Below are 16,903 nucleotides of genomic sequence, written 5' to 3'. Positions count from 1 at the left end.
AAGAAGTTTATTTCCAGCTAAACCTTGAAAATGTTAACAAATACAAAAATCGAATTCTGGATTGTTGCGATTGTTATCTTTTTGGTCTTAGCAATTCTAACTACCACGGGTGATATTTTAGATACCAACAATAATGATAGCGGATTTGTAGGACTTATAGTATTACCTACAATCCCTGGATTCATTCTTTATGTTTTAGTAACTGGCGATATACACGGTTGGCAACCTGGCCCTATTGGTCAAGTTGGTCGAATCATCGTTACTACTGTAGGTGCATGGATGTTTTGGACACCTTTGATTTACTGGATTTATAAGAAAAAATTCAAAAATGGACGGAATATAAATAAAGAATAAAAAGCCCTTTGAATAAAGTAGCGGTTTGGGAGCTGTTTGCCGAAAAACAGGCTAAAAACAGAAATAAGTCTCGTGGTCTTTGCAAAGAAAAAACTAGACCTAACAAGGTAAAAACGCTAGCCTTCGGCCGACGGCCTCCGCCACCGTTTACACAAGTACGTTGGCGATAACTTATAATGAATGAAAAAAAGATATTACTTATTGCTATTAGGGTTGCTGTTACTTTGTATAGCTTACATCACTTACTCAGATTCTCTGCCCCCTAGGACACCTCTAAAAATAGCAAGACTTATCAGCGGACTGGAAATATCAAATGGAGTAGAATTTAAAATGCTTCAAGATGAATGGTCGCCCAACGGTGACGGGATAGCTCATATTAAAGCAACTCTTACAGACAAAGAATTAAATGATTATTCAAAGCAGTCCACTTTAAGAGGCTATAAAAGGTTACCTATAAAGGAATCTTCCCCCAATTTAATCCTTCCCGATGGGGTGAATGACAGAATGAACGGATATTACTTACTGAATCAAGATAAAGAAGACCCAAGAGATTATACTTTTACTATCATTGACTCACAAAAGAAAGAAATGATAGTGTTTATCAATTATATGTAGAAAGAAAAGCTTTCGCCAACATTGTGAATAAGCCATGCCAAGGCCGAAGGCCGCGCCGTCTTTAATACTAGCCGTAGTGGGCAATTATAAAATGACCATACATCGACAATGAAAAACATTTTAGCAACACTTATTTTGACAATTTTTAGCTTGACAATTTTTGCTCAAGACAATACGGGAACAAAGCTAAAAGCATTATTAGACAATAAACAGTATGACAAAATAATTGATCAATATACTTCAAAGAGCAAAGAGCTTTCTGCAAAGTCATTGTATTATGTCGGACTTGCTTACTACATGGAGGAAGACGACAACAACTGCATTAAATTCATGAATCTTTCCATTGACAAGAATTCAAAAGACCCTGCTCCTTTTTACATTAAAGCGTCAACACTAAACTACATGAAAAAGTATGACGAAGCAGTTAAAGACTTTCAATCTGCAATTGCTTTAAAGGCAGACGATGCAGAGTTTTACAGCGGACTTGGTGACTCCTACTATAACCTTGAAAAATTAGATTTAGCACTTGACGCTTATAAAAAAGCAACGGAGCAAAAAGACTGCCCTGATAGACCATATTCATTTATTGCTCAAATTTATTCCGACCAACAAAAGAATGACAAAGCATTAGAAGCATTTTATTTTGCTAAATCAAAAATTGACAAAAAATCTGATTCATACATAAACGCATTGTACAATATAGGTCTACTGGAATCTTTAAAAGGTAATTACGACAAGGCTGAGCCAACATACGTTGAACTATTACAATTAGCCCCTAACGACTATCAATCCTACTCAAAACTTATCCAAGTTTACTACCATAGAAAAGAGTATGATAAAGCAAAACCTTACAAAGACAAGTTATATGAAGCTCATAAAATGGGGCGTCTAAAAGATAATTTGAAAGATATGTTTTGCTTCGACCAATTCAAATGGAATGACAAATTAATCCAAGCTTATGAAAGATACGAAGAAGGTACAAAAGACATTTACAACAAGCATTTATTCTATGTAGTAAATCAAGACAACAAGATTGAATATAGAATTCAAACAGAATACTCTCCAATTTCTGTTGAACAAGGTGGCTCAAAATATTTACTCTGTCGAACAAAGGGAGACACTCATTCGACTTTCAATATCAGCTTTAACGACAACTTCAAATATGAAGACTTGAAAAAAAGTGTAATTGACGTTCTTGAAGAAAAGGTGAAGCCGACAGCGTCTTCAAAAACGGGCAAATGACAAGAATAACTGGGCATAACAGCACCTACCCAAAAGGCGGGTTCTTATGTTCCAAATGTAGTTTTGTGATTAATCAAACATTATTTTTTAATTTAAGTTTTGTGGTAAACGTCACGCCATTTGGGTAGCTGTAAACTGTTATGTGCAAGTTTGAAAATAAAAAGTAAAGACCTTGTTAGAGTCATTGGATGAAAACTTCTGTAGTGCCTTAGAATACCGACTTTCTCGACTATTTAGAAAAAGTGACAAAAAAGAAATCAGAAGTCTTTGGTGTGACGGGATTTCTCCTGCAATTGAGCCAGGGGATAATCCGATTAAATCCAAACGAATTCAAACGAAGGCCTGGATTGGTAAAGACGGTCAGGAAGAATACTCCATGACTATCTTACTCGGGTATGAAGCAATTGGTCAAAACCTGAATGGAGAAAATATGATTGAAGCTATTCCAGAAGGCGAGGGAGACGTTTGGATAGACATAAATACAGATAGTAGAAAAATAACGGTGCAGCTAAACTAAAAACCTGCACTTAACATGATTTAAACAACACACATCGGCCGACGGCCTTCGCCGCCGCTTAGCATAGACATTGAATTAAAGAAAATACAGAACACATGGAAACAAAAGACAAAACCACAGTAACCGTTGAAACAACCATTCAAATGCCTGCTGATCAGGTGTGGGAATTCTGGACTAAACCGGAGCATATTACCCAATGGAATTGCGCAACAGATACCTGGCAGTGTCCCAGGGCAGAAAATGACCTGACTCCCGGAGGCCGGTTCCTTTCAAGAATGGAGGCCAAGGACGGAAGTATGGGATTTGACTTCTCAGGAATCTATGAGCAGGTAATACCAAACAGACAACTGGTGTACAGGTTAGATGATGGGCGGTTAGTGCGTGTTGATTTTTCTGATATGGGAAATGAAACTAAAGTCACCGAGAATTTTGAAGTAGAAGAACTAAATTCTCTTGATTTGCAAAGAACAGGCTGGCAAGCTATACTAGATAATTTCAAAAAATACGCTGAGTCTAAAAAATAATAACAGCTTAGACGGCAAAGACAGTGGCTAGGTAAAAGCATGGCAGTCCTCATAAAATGTTGCTATGCCCAAAAAGGCAAATTGGTGGGGCATGTTGCATAGTTGCCGTTGAAACAGAAGGTTTGTTTGCTAACTTGAGGAATGACCATAAAGGAAATACTGCAACTGACAAAACACCGCCCTTGGAGCCTACCCACAGGCAACTGGAAGTACTACCAAGAATGGAACAATGCAGTGTTTCTACATTGGCAAGTTGACATGAAGGAACTAAAAAAAAATTGTTCCTGACGATCTGGAAATTGATGTGTTTGATGGCAACCCTTGGGTTTCATTGGTGGCTTTCACCATGGAGAAAATAAGGCCAAGAGGTCTGCCGTATTTCCCTCCGGTTTCCTGCTTTGATGAAATCAACATCCGGACCTATGTGACCTACAAAAACAAAGCAGGTGTTTACTTTTTGAGTATTGAAGGTGGAACAAGAGTGTCTTGCCAAATAGCCAGAAGTTTGTCTGAGCTTCCGTACCGTTACTCCAACATGAAAAGGGAGGAGAATCTATACCACTCCCAAAACAGAGCGCTCAAGAGTAGTCTTGAACTAAGGTATCAGGTTGGTGCGCCAATGTCAGGTAAAAGCACCCTTGATAAATGGCTAACCGAGAAGTATGCCTTGTTTCAGGACACTCCAACAGCCATTAATGAATTTGAGATTCACCATGTGGAGTGGCCTATTTTTGAAATAGGTCTGAAAGACGTTCAGGTGAATTATCCAAAGTTTAACAACCTCTTGAGCAACAAGCCAGACCTAGCCCATTACTCACCCGGAGTACAGGTAATTGCATGGGGGAAGAAGAGAAATAAGAAGATAACAGGTATATAAGGTGAGGAACCCTTGAAAAGCATTCTCACAAGGGGACAACTAGTTTCTATCTCTTCTTATCAGTAGCAGCTAGTTGCTGTTTTAACTTTGCCAACTCTTCGTCTAGTTTCTTCAGTTGCTCCGCATCAGGCTTGTTTTTGGCGGTGCTTTGCAGGAGCTCATTCTTCTTTTCCAGAATGTCTACTTTGCGCTGGAGCAAGTGAATTCTGTTTTGTAACTGCTGAGCTTGCAGTAGCTGTTTTCCTATGCCAGTTGTGTCGCCTTTAAGTTCAGTTTTTTGCTCAATCACCACAGGGTTGCGGGTAAGATTACCATTTAAGTCAAGGCGGTCACCATCACTAAGTTGCTGTTTCTCTCCTTCGGGGGTGGTGAATTGGCCGTCTGGCTCTACCCTGGCCCCGTTCGGGAAGCTGCGGGTGCTGGTTAAAGGAGCATAGCCTTTGGGCAGAATGATCATTATTTTACCATTGCGCATAATAATACCTTCGCGGGCTGGGGTAACGCTGGTGGTAGTGGTACGGCCAGAAGATTTTTTCTGAATAGTAGCTTTGTTCTGCGCCTGAGCTGTTGAAAAAGTCAGGCAAAAAACGATGCCACACATGAGCAACGGGAAAAAGAATGGTTTCTGCATACAACAGATAGTTACAGTGTTTTAGAGTTGTTTTCAGGAAATCAAGGTAAAAACGCAGGGCTTTAGTGTCAGCTTTAAATCAAGAAGCTATTGTTCCTTTCTTCGTTCTTTCAGGTACTGCACAATACCCGGTGCCACCGAAATAAAAATAATCACCGGAATCACTATGTGTAGATAATCCTTCAGGTTCGGGAATTTTTGACCTACGTAATAGCTAGCTAAAACCAGAGAGCAGATCCAAAGGGTAGAGCCAGCAGCACTCAACAGAATAAACCTATGAAACTCCATGCCCGTGACTCCAGAGAGTAATGGGTTAAACGTACGGATAACTGGCACAAACTTGCCCATGATAATGGCTGTTTTACCCTTTTGGCGGTAGAACTTTTCAGCTTTCTCAAGGTGAGAATGCTTGAAATACCAGGTGTCTTTTTTGTGGTAGAGTTTACGACCCATGCGGCGACCAATGTAAAAACCTGTGGCATCTCCGATTATACTGGCAGCAGACATACTGATCAAAAGCAGGGGCAGTGACACAGGCAATATGCCCGCCCCGGCAAATAAACCGGTAGTGAGCAGCAGTGAGTCTCCGCCAGGTACTACTAAACCAATCAATAGCCCCGTTTCTACAAACATGACCGCCAGTATAAGGGTAAGGCCACCGTACCTGATCATGTTTTCAGGGCTGGCGAACATTTCAGTCCAGTTCACTAAAAAGATAGGGTCTTGCATTGGGTGATGGTGTATTATCCTTCCTACTTACGCACAAAAGAAAGGCATGTTGGTTCTTTGGCGGCACTGGCCATCTGTTCGTTTGAATAAGAGATGAAAGGTTACAATGGCGGTTGAGTAGTGACTTCTTGCGGGGCAGTGGGTATGTTGCTATATTTGAATGAAATCCGGTCAATACAGGTGCTTACATGAAAATAGAAGAAGAGATAAAGCAGAGCTCGTTTAAAGATGCTTACCAGAAGGTGTACATCAATACTGTATTTACAGCAAACTGGCTACAGCAGCGCCAATCAGGTTTGTTTAAACCGTTTGGTATTACGTTGCCCCAGTTTAACGTTCTCCGCATTTTAAGGGGGCAGCACCCCAAGCCCGCTACGGTGAACCTGATTATTGAGCGTATGTTAGACAAAACGTCTAACGCCTCGCGCATAGTAGATAAGCTGGAGGCCAAAGAGTTGGTTACCCGTAAGCAATGCCCCGCAGACCGCCGCACCGTTGATATTCTGATCACTGATAAAGGCCTGAAGCTGCTGAAGCAGATGGACGGCTTGGTAGGTGCAGAGCAATTGGGTATCCGGAACCTTACCCCAGAAGAAGCCAACCAGCTGAGTGATCTTTTAGATAAAATAAGAAGCTAAACTTTGATTCACGTGCCAACCTCCTGACAAATAATACAGAGGATGGAGTAGGCGTTTATAACCTGTTCGCACACACACAATCTTACATTTTAATTTGTTACATCTCGCCATGAAAAGAATTATACTTCCATTTGTAGTAGCTGCCGCGGTGGTGGTGTCTGCGTTTACGCTTGCTGGCTCTGAAAATGCCGTGATAACGGAGGCAACAACCGCTTCGTTGGCAATTCAGAATTACAAAGTGGTGCCCGCTGAAAGTAAAATCACCTGGATTGGGCGTAAAGTAACCGGAGAGCACACCGGTACTATTCAGCTGAAAGAGGGCACTATCTTGTTTGATAGAACTGTCTTACGTGGCGGTAGCTTTTTCATGGACATGAACTCCATTACCTGTACTGATCTGAAAGACCCAAAGTCTAACGGTAATTTAGTCAAGCACCTCCGCTCTGATGATTTCTTTTCAGTAGAAAAGAATCCAACGGCTATGTTTGCCATTTCCAATTTGGCGACTCGGCCAAATGCTAAGTCCGGAACTGCCAACTACATCATTACAGGTAACCTGACCATCAAAGGTATTAGCCATGAGATCTCTTTCCCAATGCTGGTGAATGTTCGTAAAGGAGTGGCTACTGCCAAAGGCACCCTTAAGTTTGACCGTACCAAATGGGACATTAAATACCGCTCAGGAAACTTCTTTGAGAACTTGGGAGACCGAGCCATTGAAGACGATGTAGAACTGCAAATGGAGATAGTGGCCAAAGTAGAGGAAGTAGCCAAAGACAAAAAGAAGAAAGACGCTAAAGAGAAAACAGCCAAGCTGTAATTCTTGACTTCACGAACAAAAAAAGCCGAAGCTGGTAATGCTTCGGCTTTTTTGTTTAACCCGCCTTTTGAACCTGTTTTTTGAAAAAAAAGCCTAAAACAGAACATGCTATTTACCCATTGGCCTATATGTGCAGGGTAGAACTGAGGGTAATAAAAAAAACGCAGGCCACTACAAAACAAAACCCGAAAGCTCAGCAGTTTTAGCCACGCTTTCGGGTTCCAAACCAGTAGGTCTGTGCTCTTCAGGTCAAACTAGGCGACTTGGATCGTGAACGGTTATAATCCGGCTCCCAATCGTTAATAGGCAAGCATATTCCTGGGGGCAAATCCAGATCAGGTAAGCCATCGTTTAATGGTTCTCCTCCGTCATCGTCACTGTCATCACTGGGGGGTACGGTTATTTTTTTTCGAGGGGCCAGTGCCAGAAAAGCAATGATGGCAAACATGGCCAACGAGTATATAATCAACATAATAACGGCTCTTTAAAGGTCTCACATCTCGTCGGGTGCCTATACGGCGTCTAAGAGTGTTCAACGTATAGCCGCCTTTCTATGTTAGGGCTTTGGCCGAAAAAATTGCGGATTGTCTTTCGTTCTATTGGTTTTGCCATTCAGGGCATGTAGCTTTGCGGCAGTTTTAGGGGTGCCTTAATAAAACGGGCTGAGATCATACCCATTGAACCTGATACGGGTAATACCGGCGAAGGGAAAAACACGGGAACAAAACTAAAAGGGAGCCGCGACCCCTGTGGCTTCTGTTTGTTTTATCATTTCATTTTTTCACCATGAAAAAAGCTTTAGCCCTGCTCATGGGCTGCCTGCTGCCTTGGTTTGCCATGGCACAATTCACTTTGTCTGGCCGCGTACTAGACGCCACCACCCAACAACCACTTGTAGGTAGTACTGTTTCTGTTTCTTCCGGTAATCGGGCTGTCATTACAGATGCCAACGGCCGCTACAGCCTGAGTAACCTCTCTGCGGCGGAATATATGGTGCAGGTAAGTTATTTGGGTTACGCCACCGCCCAGCAGACGGTAGTTTTGCAAAGCTCCCAAACCTTAGATTTTGCCCTCAATCGCACCAGCATCACCTCCAAAGAAGTGTTGGTAACGGCCACCCGCGCCAATGAGAAAACGGGTACTACCTACACCAACGTGAGCAAAGAAGAGCTGGAGAGCCGTAATTTCGGACAAGACCTGCCGTATCTACTGGATCACACACCTTCTTTAGTTACCAATTCAGATGCAGGAGCAGGGGTAGGGTACACCGGCATACGCATACGTGGTTCAGATGTAACCCGTATCAACGTGACCGTGAACGGTATTCCGGTGAATGATGCTGAAAGCCACGGAGTGTTCTTCGTGAACATGCCAGATTTTGCCACCTCGGTGCAAGACGTGCAGATTCAGCGCGGCGTGGGTACCTCTACCAACGGAGCCGGTGCTTTTGGAGCCAGCCTGAACCTACAGACCTTAGACGCCCGCCCCGAAGCTTACGCCCGCACTGACAATGCCTACGGTTCATACAATACCTGGAAAAATAACGTGCAGTTTGGCACCGGCCTTATTGGCGGCAAGTTTGCCGTAGACGGACGCCTGTCCAGAATCTCTTCTGATGGGTACGTTGACCGTGCTTCCTCAGACTTGAAATCATTTTACGTGTCTGGCGGGTACTACGGCAGCAAAGATATGCTGAAAGTAGTGGTGTTTGGCGGCCATGAGAAAACCTACCAGGCCTGGAACGGGGTGCCGCAAGACCTGCTGGAAACCAACCGCACCTACAACTCCGCCGGTACTGAACTGAGCGAGGAGAATCCGTATGAAAATGAGGTGGATGATTACCAGCAGTACCATTACCAGCTGCACTACGGCCATGATTTTAGTTCGGTGCTGTCTTTGAACGCGGCTCTGCATTATACCCGTGGCTTCGGATTTTATGAAACATACAAGTCTGGCGAAGACTTCTCTGATTACCTCATCCCAACTTTCACGGTTGGTGGCACCACCTTTGACGAGACCGATTTAATCCGCCAGAAGTGGCTCGATAACCATTTTTACGGTACTACTTTCGCGCTGCAGTACCGAGGTGCCGGCAAACTATCGGCAGTGGTAGGCGGCGGTTGGAATCGCTATGACGGCGACCACTTTGGCGAGGTGATCTGGGCGCAGTACGCTCCCACCATTCGTCCTGGCCACCGCTATTATTTCGGCAACGCCCGCAAAACCGATTTTAACGTGTATGGCAAAGTCACTCTGCAAGCCACCGAAAGATTGAGCTTGTTTGGAGACCTGCAGCTGCGCACCGTAGATTACCGCGTAGACGGCACTGATGACGATCAGCGTGACGTGACCACCCGTGCCGATTACAACTTCTTCAACCCGAAAGCTGGTGTTACCTACGCTTTCTCACCGGCGCATAGTTTGTATGCCTCAGTAGCCGTTGGGCACCGTGAGCCAACCCGTTCAGACTTTGTAGACCGCCCCTCCAACGACGTGGCCAAGGCCGAACGCTTAGTTGACTATGAAGCCGGTTACCGGTTAAACCAACCTGTTGGTGATTTGGACGGTACTCCCTTAAGCCTTTCCGCCGATGTTACCTACTTCTACATGGACTACAAAGACCAGCTGGTACTCACCGGGCAGTTAAACAACGTAGGCACCCCGCTTAGAACAAACATAGCCAATAGCTACCGTACCGGAGTAGAGATTTCTGCTGGTTTAGGTTGGGGTGAATTAGCTCGTTTATCTACAAACCTGTCGTTTAGCCGTAACCGCATTCAAAACTTCAACGAGACGCTGTACCGCTATGATGAGAATTATGACTTAGATGAAGTCATCAATACGGTATATGAAGAAACCACTATTTCTTATTCGCCCAGTGTCATCACTTCAACGCAGCTGCAGCTGCAGCCGTTGAATGGCCTGCGCTTCCAGTTTCAGTACAAAACTGTGAGCGAGCAGTTTCTGGACAACACCGCCAGCCAAGACCGCCGTATCAATCCTTATCAGGTAGGCGATGTACGCGTTTTCTACACATTCAAACTCACAGACTGGTTGAAGGAAATAGAGCTGGGCTTGCTGGTTAACAATGTGCTGAATGAAACTTATGAGGCAAACGGCTATACCTTCTCAGAATACTACACCGGTGATGCCACCCGCTACAACTACAATTATTATTATCCGCAGGCTCCCCGCAACTTCCTAGCCCAAGTAAGCCTGCGTTTTTAGCCTGTTTTTCATAAATTAACGCTAAAACGAGAGAATTCTGCCCTCATTGGTTTCTATAACTGGTGAGGGCTTTTGCGTTTTAGACTTCGTTTGGAAAAAGTAGCTTAAAAAGGCGGTTGTGCTAATGCTGTTTTTAGTCTACCTCTGGAGGAAGACTACAAACAGCTGAGGGTTGTCTTTCCAATATTTTGTCTCCGTGAGATCCTTCGGCAAGCTCAGGATGACTAGAACAGAGGTCTCAGAAATACGTTGACTCACTAGTGTACACATCCCCTTTACCCTCCTCAATGGGGGAGTATCAGCAAGGCTTAAATTGGCACAAGTGGAGGAGGAGTAACTGTAAACATTTCTGTTTTTGGCTTATTTTTTAGGAAACAGGCCTAAAACAGCGTAACTTCTTGTTGCCATCCTCGGTTATCTTATCATTTCTGTTGCCCTGCCCCCAGTTTCTTCTTATGTTTGGCAATAGACAGTACCCCTAACCGACGATAACCTATCCAGACTATGGCATCAGAGAATTCAGGCTTTACCGACTACTATAACATAGACGATCTGCTCACCGAAGAGCACAAGCTTATCCGCCAGACCATGCGCGATTTCGTGAAGCGCGAAATCTCCCCCAATATTGAAAAGTGGGCACAAGACGCACATTTCCCTAGTGGAATTGTGCCAAAGTTTGGCGAAGTAGGAGCTTTTGGGCCTACCATTCCGGAAGAGTACGGCGGGGGCGGGTTAGACTACATCAGCTACGGCCTCATTATGCAGGAGATTGAGCGCGGCGACAGCGGTATGCGATCCACGGCATCGGTGCAAGGGTCTTTGGTGATGTACCCCATCTACGCCTATGGTTCTGAGGAGCAGCGGAAGAAGTACCTGCCCAAGCTGGCCAGCGGCGAGTGGTTGGGCTGCTTCGGTCTCACCGAACCTGACTTCGGTTCTAACCCCGGCGGCATGGTCACCAACATCAAAGACATGGGCGACCATTATCTGCTCAACGGTGCCAAGCTCTGGATCTCTAACTCCCCTGAGTGCCAGGTGGCGGTAGTGTGGGCCAAAAACGAACAAGGCCGTATCAAAGGTCTTATTGTGGAGCGCGGCATGGAAGGGTTCACTACGCCCGAAATTCATAATAAATGGAGTTTGCGTGCGTCCTGCACCGGTGAGCTGGTGTTTGATAACGTGAAAGTGCCGAAGGAAAATCTGCTCCCTAACATTGATGGTTTAAAAGGGCCGCTTGGCTGTCTTGACTCCGCGCGTTACGGCATTGCCTGGGGAGCCGTTGGTGCAGCCATTGACTGCTATGAAAGTGCGTTGAATTATGCCAAGCAGCGCATTCAGTTTGACAAGCCAATTGCCAGCTTCCAGCTTATCCAGAAGAAACTAGCCGAGATGATTACTGAAATTACCAAGGCGCAACTGATGGTGTGGCGTTTGGGTGTTCTGAAAAACGAAGGCAAAGCCACTACCCAGCAGATTTCCATGGCCAAGCGCAACAGCGTAGACATGGCGCTTCAGGTTGCGCGTGAGGCGCGCCAGATTCACGGTGGTATGGGTATCACCGGTGAATACCCCATCATGCGCCACATGATGAACCTGGAAAGCGTGATCACCTATGAAGGCACACACGACATTCACCTGCTCATAACAGGGGCAGATATTACCGGAATTCCGGCGTTTAAATAAAATGTACTGAATGGCTGCTGCGCTTGCATATAGGAATGCTATTATTTCAGACCTGCCCAAGGTGGTGGAGATCTACAATTCATCGGTAGCTTCCGGTATGGTAACGGCAGACACAGAGCCCGTGACGGTGCAAAGCAGGTACGCGTGGTTTGAAGCGCACAACCCCGAGACCCGGCCGCTATGGTTGGTGATAGAAGACGACGAGACGGTGGGTTGGGTGAGCTTTCAGTCGTTTTATGACCGCCCTGCCTACAACGCCACCGCTGAAATAAATATTTACCTGTGCCCGGAGAAGCAGAACTCCGGTTTAGGGAAACAGATTCTGCAATACGCCATCAATATGGCGCCCCAGTTAGGAATCAAAACATTGATAGGGTACATCTTCGCGCATAATGAACCTACTTTGCGTCTGTTCCGCAGCTTCTGGTTTGAAGATTGGGGTACCTTGCCCAACATTGCTATGATTGAAGGGGAGGAGCGAACCCTGAAGATTCTGGGTAAGCGAATTTTGCCGTAGAATTTGCAACTTAGATATGAAAACAGAAGAGCAGCCGCATTTGCGGCTGCTCTTCTGTTTTTGGCCTATTATCAGGAAAGCAGACCAAAAACAGAGTTTCCTGCCATCGGTTTAAAGTTATTTTAATTTTTTACGGAGCATTTCTGTAATAAAATACCCTTTTATCCATCTAAGCTTAAAAACCAGAACCAGTCACGTTTTGCTAACCCGCGAAGAAAAGTTTAAGCAGATTGAGTTGGATAACCGATCCCGGATTTTCAGAATATGTCGGGCGTATGTGCCGGATCCGGACGAGGCAAATGATTTGTACCAGGAGATTATGGTGCAGGTGTGGCAGAGCCTGCCTACGTTCAGAGGAGAGGCTAAACTCAGCACCTGGCTCTACCGCATTGCACTGAATACAGCCATTGTATTCCGCAGAAAACAGCAACGTCAGCCAACCTCTTTAACCGGACACGAGGCACAACTTGCCGACACCGGTTCTGCCAAAACAGAAGCACTGGAGCAGGAGCAACTGCTAAACAAACTGCACCGCTGCATAGCCCAACTGCAGAATCAGGAAAGGCTAATCATATCACTGGTATTGGAGGAGGTGCCTTACAAAGAGATAGCAGAAGTGCTGGGAATTTCCACCAGCAACGTGGGTGTGAAAATCAATCGCATTAAGAAAAAGATAGGGCAGTTAATGGAAAAAGAGACAGCAGGAAACTCTGAAAGGGAGGGAGGTCAATCATATGGATTTTGAGCAACTTCAAAAAGCATGGCAGCAGCAGGCAAAGCCGGAGCCAACATACGCTGCCCCCAAAAGTGATCAGGCGCAGATACTGAAGCAGGTGAAAAAGCTTCGGCGGAAACTGTTCTTCTCTAATTTCATGATGACGGTAGGTGTGGTGGCCAATGCCTTTTTCTTCCATTTTTTCTGGATGAAAGACTTCGGTGATTCCGCCTGGACGAAAGTGGGTGTCATCGTGATATTTGGGGCCTTGTTGGTGGCCAGTATAGGCGGTTGGTTGAAAAGCAGTCCCTGGAGCAGGCAATCGCCTAGCCTCAGCAGCAAAAAGTTTGTAAAAAGCTCCCTTAAAAGCTTCCGGTTTATCTATGGCTCTTTGCGCATTTTCGTGCCTTTGTACATGGCGCTCTTCGGAATTGGGCTACAGCTCATGATATATGGTGCCATGGTAGAGAGCTCCACCCTGCACCGCGTGATTGCTCACATAGGGCTGGCTATGCTTATGGTTTTTACCGGTGGCCTTACCATTTATTTCCAGAGGCTGCAGTACCAAGAGAAGTATGAACCGGTAGTGCAGGAACTGGAAAACATGCTGCAAGAGCTGGAGCAGGAATAAGAGCAATCATGAAATAAATGCCTGTTTCTTTGCCGAGATGGTTACACCTTACTTCAAATGGCGGGACAAAAAACTGACTAAATCAGGCGTTCAATCAGACACAGCAGAAGTGGTTGCTAAATATACTGGCAAAAGATTGTTAATGGTAAAAATAATAGCAAAAACTACGGTTTTTGCGGCGGCTCATGGAGCGTTTTTAGCGGCAGATGTGTTACCTTTACAACTGTATCTTTGCTTTACTGCCAAGAGATTTTACCATGAGAGAAGATTATTTAACCGGCTCCGCCGATAACCTTTCGCCCGCTGAGAAGGAGTACGACAAAGCGCTCCGGCCGCTTGATTTCGGTGACTTTACGGGTCAGGACAAGGTAGTGGAGAACCTGAAAGTATTTGTGGGCGCGGCCATTATGCGGGGCGAGGCCTTGGACCACGTGCTGTTGCACGGCCCTCCAGGCTTAGGTAAAACCACGCTAAGCCATATCATTGCCAACGCACTGGGTTCTAATATTAAAATCACGTCTGGCCCGGTGCTAGACAAACCCAGCGATCTGGCGGGGTTGCTTACTAACCTGGAGCGGAACGATGTACTGTTCATTGACGAGATTCACCGCCTGAACCCTATTGTGGAGGAGTACCTGTACTCCGCCATGGAGGACTACAAGATTGACATTATGCTAGACTCGGGCCCTAATGCCCGGTCGGTGCAGATTTCTCTGAATCCGTTCACGTTGATTGGTGCTACTACGCGGTCTGGTTTGTTGACCTCACCGCTGCGGGCTCGCTTTGGCATCAACGCGCGTTTAGAGTATTATGATTCAAAGCTGTTGACCACCATTGTGCAGCGTTCTTCTGAAATTTTAGGTGCTCCTATTCATGAAGATGCCGCCTTTGAAATTGCCCGCCGTAGCCGGGGCACGCCACGTATTGCCAACAACCTGTTGCGCCGTACCCGTGACTTCGCCCAAATCAAAGGTGACGGAACCATAACCGTAGAAATTGCCCGCTTCGCCCTGAATGCCTTGGATGTAGATCAAAGTGGCCTAGACGAAATGGATAAGCGCATTCTGAGCACCATCATTGATAAGTTCAAAGGTGGTCCGGTTGGTTTGTCTACCATTGCCACGGCCTGCGGTGAAGAAGCCGAAACCATTGAAGAAGTCTACGAGCCGTTCCTGATTCAGGAAGGGTACGTGAAGCGCACCAGCCGCGGCCGTGAAGCCACTGAGGCAGCTTATCGTCACTTAGGCAAGATTCCGCCTAACCACGTGCGCAGTGGTACCTTGTTTGACCAGGCAGAGTAGTGGCGTTTTAAGGCTGTTTTTTGAAAAAGAGGTCTAAAATGGGTGGAGTTACTAATCCATTGAAGCCATTGAAAAGAACTCACAGGTTGTTTGGCCTGTGAGTTTTTCTTTTCAGGCTCATCTTCGGAAGATGTATTGAAAAAGTAAAAGCACTATTCTATTTCTCAGAACTCATTTTACTCCACAATATTTTGCACACGATCCGTCCCCCTTTGAAGGGGGTAGGGGGATGACAAAAACTGAGGAAGAACCGAAAGCTCCTGTTCAAATGAATACTATGCAGGCGAAGATTCTCATAAGAAGTATATCCAACATACCTAATCACCCTTCCCTCTTCAAAGCAGGGGTGTTATGTTCTCCGCTGTTCGGGATTTCAAATCCCGAACTTAAGTGTCCCGCGGATTTGTAATCCGCAGCTTTTCCAATCAACGGCGTAGCAACAGGGATTATAAATCCCCTCAGTACCCGCTTCCGGATTACAAATCCGGAAGAGCAATCTCTAAGTGCGAGAACTTCACATCCTCCTTCGCCCCTTCAAAGGGTAACGGAATTCGTACAGGAGTTAGGTCTGAGGGAATGTTGTTTTCGGCCTAATTTTCAAAAACCAGCCTGAAAACAGAAAAATGTCAGCAACTGAAATTCTTTTCCGCCAATTTTGTTCTTTAGCCACAGCCAGTTTACAGAATGCTTAATCTAGCCCCCAAACATACGCACCTTATCAAGCAGAAAGCCCAGGAACTGGGGTTTATGTACTGCGGTGTGTCAAAGGCAGAATTTCTGGGGGAAGAGGCACCCCGGCTGGAGAATTGGCTAAACCAGAAAAAGCACGGCCAAATGCACTACATGGCCAACCACTTTGACAAACGGCTAGACCCACGGCTGTTAGTGGAAGGGGCTAAATCGGTGGTGAGTTTGTTGCTGAATTATTTTCCTGAAGAAACTCAGCCCCAGGATACGTACCAAATATCCAAGTACGCGTACGGGCAAGACTATCACTTCGTCATTAAAGACAAACTTAAAACGCTGTTCCAGTATATTCAGGATGAGATAGGCGAAGTTGGCGGTAGGGTGTTTGTTGATTCGGCCCCGGTTATGGACAAAGTGTGGGCAAAGAAAAGCGGTTTGGGTTGGGTTGGTAAGAACAGTAACCTGATCAGGCCAGGTGTGGGCAGTTTCTTTTTTATTGCCGAATTGATTCTGGATTTGGAGCTGGAGCCCGATGGGCCCATAAAAGATTATTGTGGTACCTGCACCAAATGCATGGACGCTTGCCCAACCGATGCCATTTCAGAACCTTATGTGGTTGACGGCAGCAAGTGTATATCCTATTTTACTATTGAGCTGAAAGACCAGATTCCGCAGGAGGTGAACGGGAAGTTCGGGAATTGGATTTTTGGGTGTGATATTTGTCAGGATGTCTGCCCCTGGAATAGGTTTAGCAAGCCGCACCAAGAGCCTGCTTTTACCCCGCATCCAGAGTTGCTCCGCCTATCCGCGGGGGAGTGGCAGGAGCTTACTCAAGATGTGTTCGGGACAATCTTCAAAAATTCGGCCGTAAAACGAACAGGTTATAAGGGTCTAACCCGTAACCTTCGTTTTGTGGCCCATCAGGACGAGGTTTTAAGCAGCCATCACGTTCCCGAAGACCTTGTCTAAAATGGTGTAGTAAGAACTTGGGAAGCGCTTGTAGCACCATGCCTGTAAAGCTTCTAATTCATTTCTTACTAGCATGCGCATGCTTTTTCTTAGCTCTTTCTCAAACAATTTTGGGTCAAAGCTCACTTTGTCCAAAATCAATTTTACGTACTCCAACATGGTCTTAATTATAGTTAGGTGAATGTGTATTTTGTTAAGGACTACTATATACGTGTGAAGCCACCA

Annotated in this window: 17 protein-coding genes, 1 pseudogene and 1 riboswitch; of the genes and pseudogenes, 15 read left to right on the top strand and 3 right to left on the bottom strand. The window is 45.5% G+C overall.

What is annotated here, in order from left to right:
* Window positions 1-30: 30 nt before the first annotated feature.
* The 6 genes from A8O23_RS04895 to A8O23_RS04870 all read left to right on the top strand — a co-directional run bounded on the left by A8O23_RS04895 (window position 31) and on the right by A8O23_RS04870 (window position 4,129).
* The gene (locus tag A8O23_RS04895; protein WP_066617498.1) at window positions 31-354 is read left to right on the top strand and encodes a hypothetical protein; all 324 of its coding nucleotides are present in this window, start codon (window positions 31-33) and stop codon (window positions 352-354) included.
* 180 nt (window positions 355-534) lie between these two features.
* Window positions 535-969: a hypothetical protein gene (locus A8O23_RS04890; protein WP_066617496.1), complete on the top strand. Its 435-nt coding sequence runs from the start codon at window positions 535-537 to the stop codon at window positions 967-969.
* Window positions 970-1,077: 108 nt separating this feature from the next.
* Window positions 1,078-2,211 (top strand): tetratricopeptide repeat protein, encoded by a 1,134-nt coding sequence (locus A8O23_RS04885; RefSeq protein ID WP_066617494.1) that lies wholly within the window; start codon window positions 1,078-1,080, stop codon window positions 2,209-2,211.
* 184 nt (window positions 2,212-2,395) lie between these two features.
* Window positions 2,396-2,728: a hypothetical protein gene (locus tag A8O23_RS04880; protein WP_066617491.1), complete on the top strand. Its 333-nt coding sequence runs from the start codon at window positions 2,396-2,398 to the stop codon at window positions 2,726-2,728.
* Window positions 2,729-2,823: 95 nt separating this feature from the next.
* On the top strand, window positions 2,824-3,252 hold the full coding sequence (locus A8O23_RS04875; RefSeq protein WP_066617488.1) for an SRPBCC family protein: 429 nt from the start codon (window positions 2,824-2,826) through the stop codon (window positions 3,250-3,252).
* A gap of 304 nt (window positions 3,253-3,556) precedes the next feature.
* The gene (locus tag A8O23_RS04870; protein WP_317039517.1) at window positions 3,557-4,129 is read left to right on the top strand and encodes a YqjF family protein; all 573 of its coding nucleotides are present in this window, start codon (window positions 3,557-3,559) and stop codon (window positions 4,127-4,129) included.
* A 46-nt stretch (window positions 4,130-4,175) separates the two neighbouring features.
* On the opposite strand, the gene A8O23_RS04865 is transcribed toward A8O23_RS04870, so the two are convergent.
* The gene (locus tag A8O23_RS04865; protein WP_066617486.1) at window positions 4,176-4,760 is read right to left on the bottom strand and encodes a DUF6799 domain-containing protein; all 585 of its coding nucleotides are present in this window, start codon (window positions 4,758-4,760) and stop codon (window positions 4,176-4,178) included.
* Window positions 4,761-5,030: 270 nt separating this feature from the next.
* Window positions 5,031-5,393: pseudogene (locus tag A8O23_RS22085) on the bottom strand (DedA family protein); the annotation flags it as partial.
* Between the two features lie 284 nt (window positions 5,394-5,677).
* Between A8O23_RS22085 and A8O23_RS04855 the strand changes: the two are divergent.
* The 9 genes from A8O23_RS04855 to queG all read left to right on the top strand — a co-directional run bounded on the left by A8O23_RS04855 (window position 5,678) and on the right by queG (window position 16,678).
* Window positions 5,678-6,127, top strand: a complete 450-nt coding sequence (locus tag A8O23_RS04855; RefSeq protein ID WP_066617483.1) for a MarR family winged helix-turn-helix transcriptional regulator — start codon at window positions 5,678-5,680, stop codon at window positions 6,125-6,127.
* Window positions 6,128-6,236: 109 nt separating this feature from the next.
* Entirely contained in the window at window positions 6,237-6,947 is a 711-nt protein-coding gene (locus A8O23_RS04850) for a YceI family protein (RefSeq protein ID WP_066617478.1), read from the top strand.
* A 630-nt stretch (window positions 6,948-7,577) separates the two neighbouring features.
* Window positions 7,578-7,674, top strand: a riboswitch (TPP riboswitch).
* A gap of 59 nt (window positions 7,675-7,733) precedes the next feature.
* Window positions 7,734-10,175, top strand: coding sequence for a TonB-dependent receptor (locus A8O23_RS04840; protein ID WP_066617473.1), 2,442 nt, complete (start codon window positions 7,734-7,736; stop codon window positions 10,173-10,175).
* Between the two features lie 504 nt (window positions 10,176-10,679).
* Window positions 10,680-11,858: an acyl-CoA dehydrogenase family protein gene (locus A8O23_RS04835; protein ID WP_066617470.1), complete on the top strand. Its 1,179-nt coding sequence runs from the start codon at window positions 10,680-10,682 to the stop codon at window positions 11,856-11,858.
* Window positions 11,859-11,868: 10 nt separating this feature from the next.
* Window positions 11,869-12,375, top strand: coding sequence for a GNAT family N-acetyltransferase (locus A8O23_RS04830; RefSeq protein WP_066617466.1), 507 nt, complete (start codon window positions 11,869-11,871; stop codon window positions 12,373-12,375).
* 199 nt (window positions 12,376-12,574) lie between these two features.
* Window positions 12,575-13,120, top strand: coding sequence for an RNA polymerase sigma factor (locus A8O23_RS04825; RefSeq protein ID WP_066617463.1), 546 nt, complete (start codon window positions 12,575-12,577; stop codon window positions 13,118-13,120).
* Entirely contained in the window at window positions 13,110-13,721 is a 612-nt protein-coding gene (locus A8O23_RS04820; protein ID WP_066617461.1) for a hypothetical protein, read from the top strand. The genes A8O23_RS04825 and A8O23_RS04820 overlap by 11 nt, the downstream gene beginning before the upstream one ends.
* Window positions 13,722-13,978: 257 nt before the next feature.
* The gene (gene ruvB, locus A8O23_RS04810) at window positions 13,979-15,022 is read left to right on the top strand and encodes a Holliday junction branch migration DNA helicase RuvB (RefSeq protein ID WP_066617457.1); all 1,044 of its coding nucleotides are present in this window, start codon (window positions 13,979-13,981) and stop codon (window positions 15,020-15,022) included.
* A gap of 684 nt (window positions 15,023-15,706) precedes the next feature.
* Window positions 15,707-16,678, top strand: a complete 972-nt coding sequence (gene queG, locus A8O23_RS04800) for a tRNA epoxyqueuosine(34) reductase QueG (protein WP_066617455.1) — start codon at window positions 15,707-15,709, stop codon at window positions 16,676-16,678.
* Here queG and A8O23_RS04795 read toward each other — a convergent pair.
* A complete protein-coding gene (locus tag A8O23_RS04795; RefSeq protein ID WP_066617454.1) occupies window positions 16,643-16,837 on the bottom strand; it encodes a hypothetical protein in 195 nt (64 codons plus the stop codon). The genes queG and A8O23_RS04795 overlap by 36 nt on opposite strands.
* Window positions 16,838-16,903: the final 66 nt, after the last annotated feature.

Source organism: Rufibacter roseus, from assembly GCF_001647285.1.
GTDB classification, from domain to species: domain Bacteria; phylum Bacteroidota; class Bacteroidia; order Cytophagales; family Hymenobacteraceae; genus Nibribacter; species Nibribacter roseus.
Note: the sequence above shows the minus strand (reverse complement) of the source record. Positions and strands in the feature narration are given on the sequence as shown.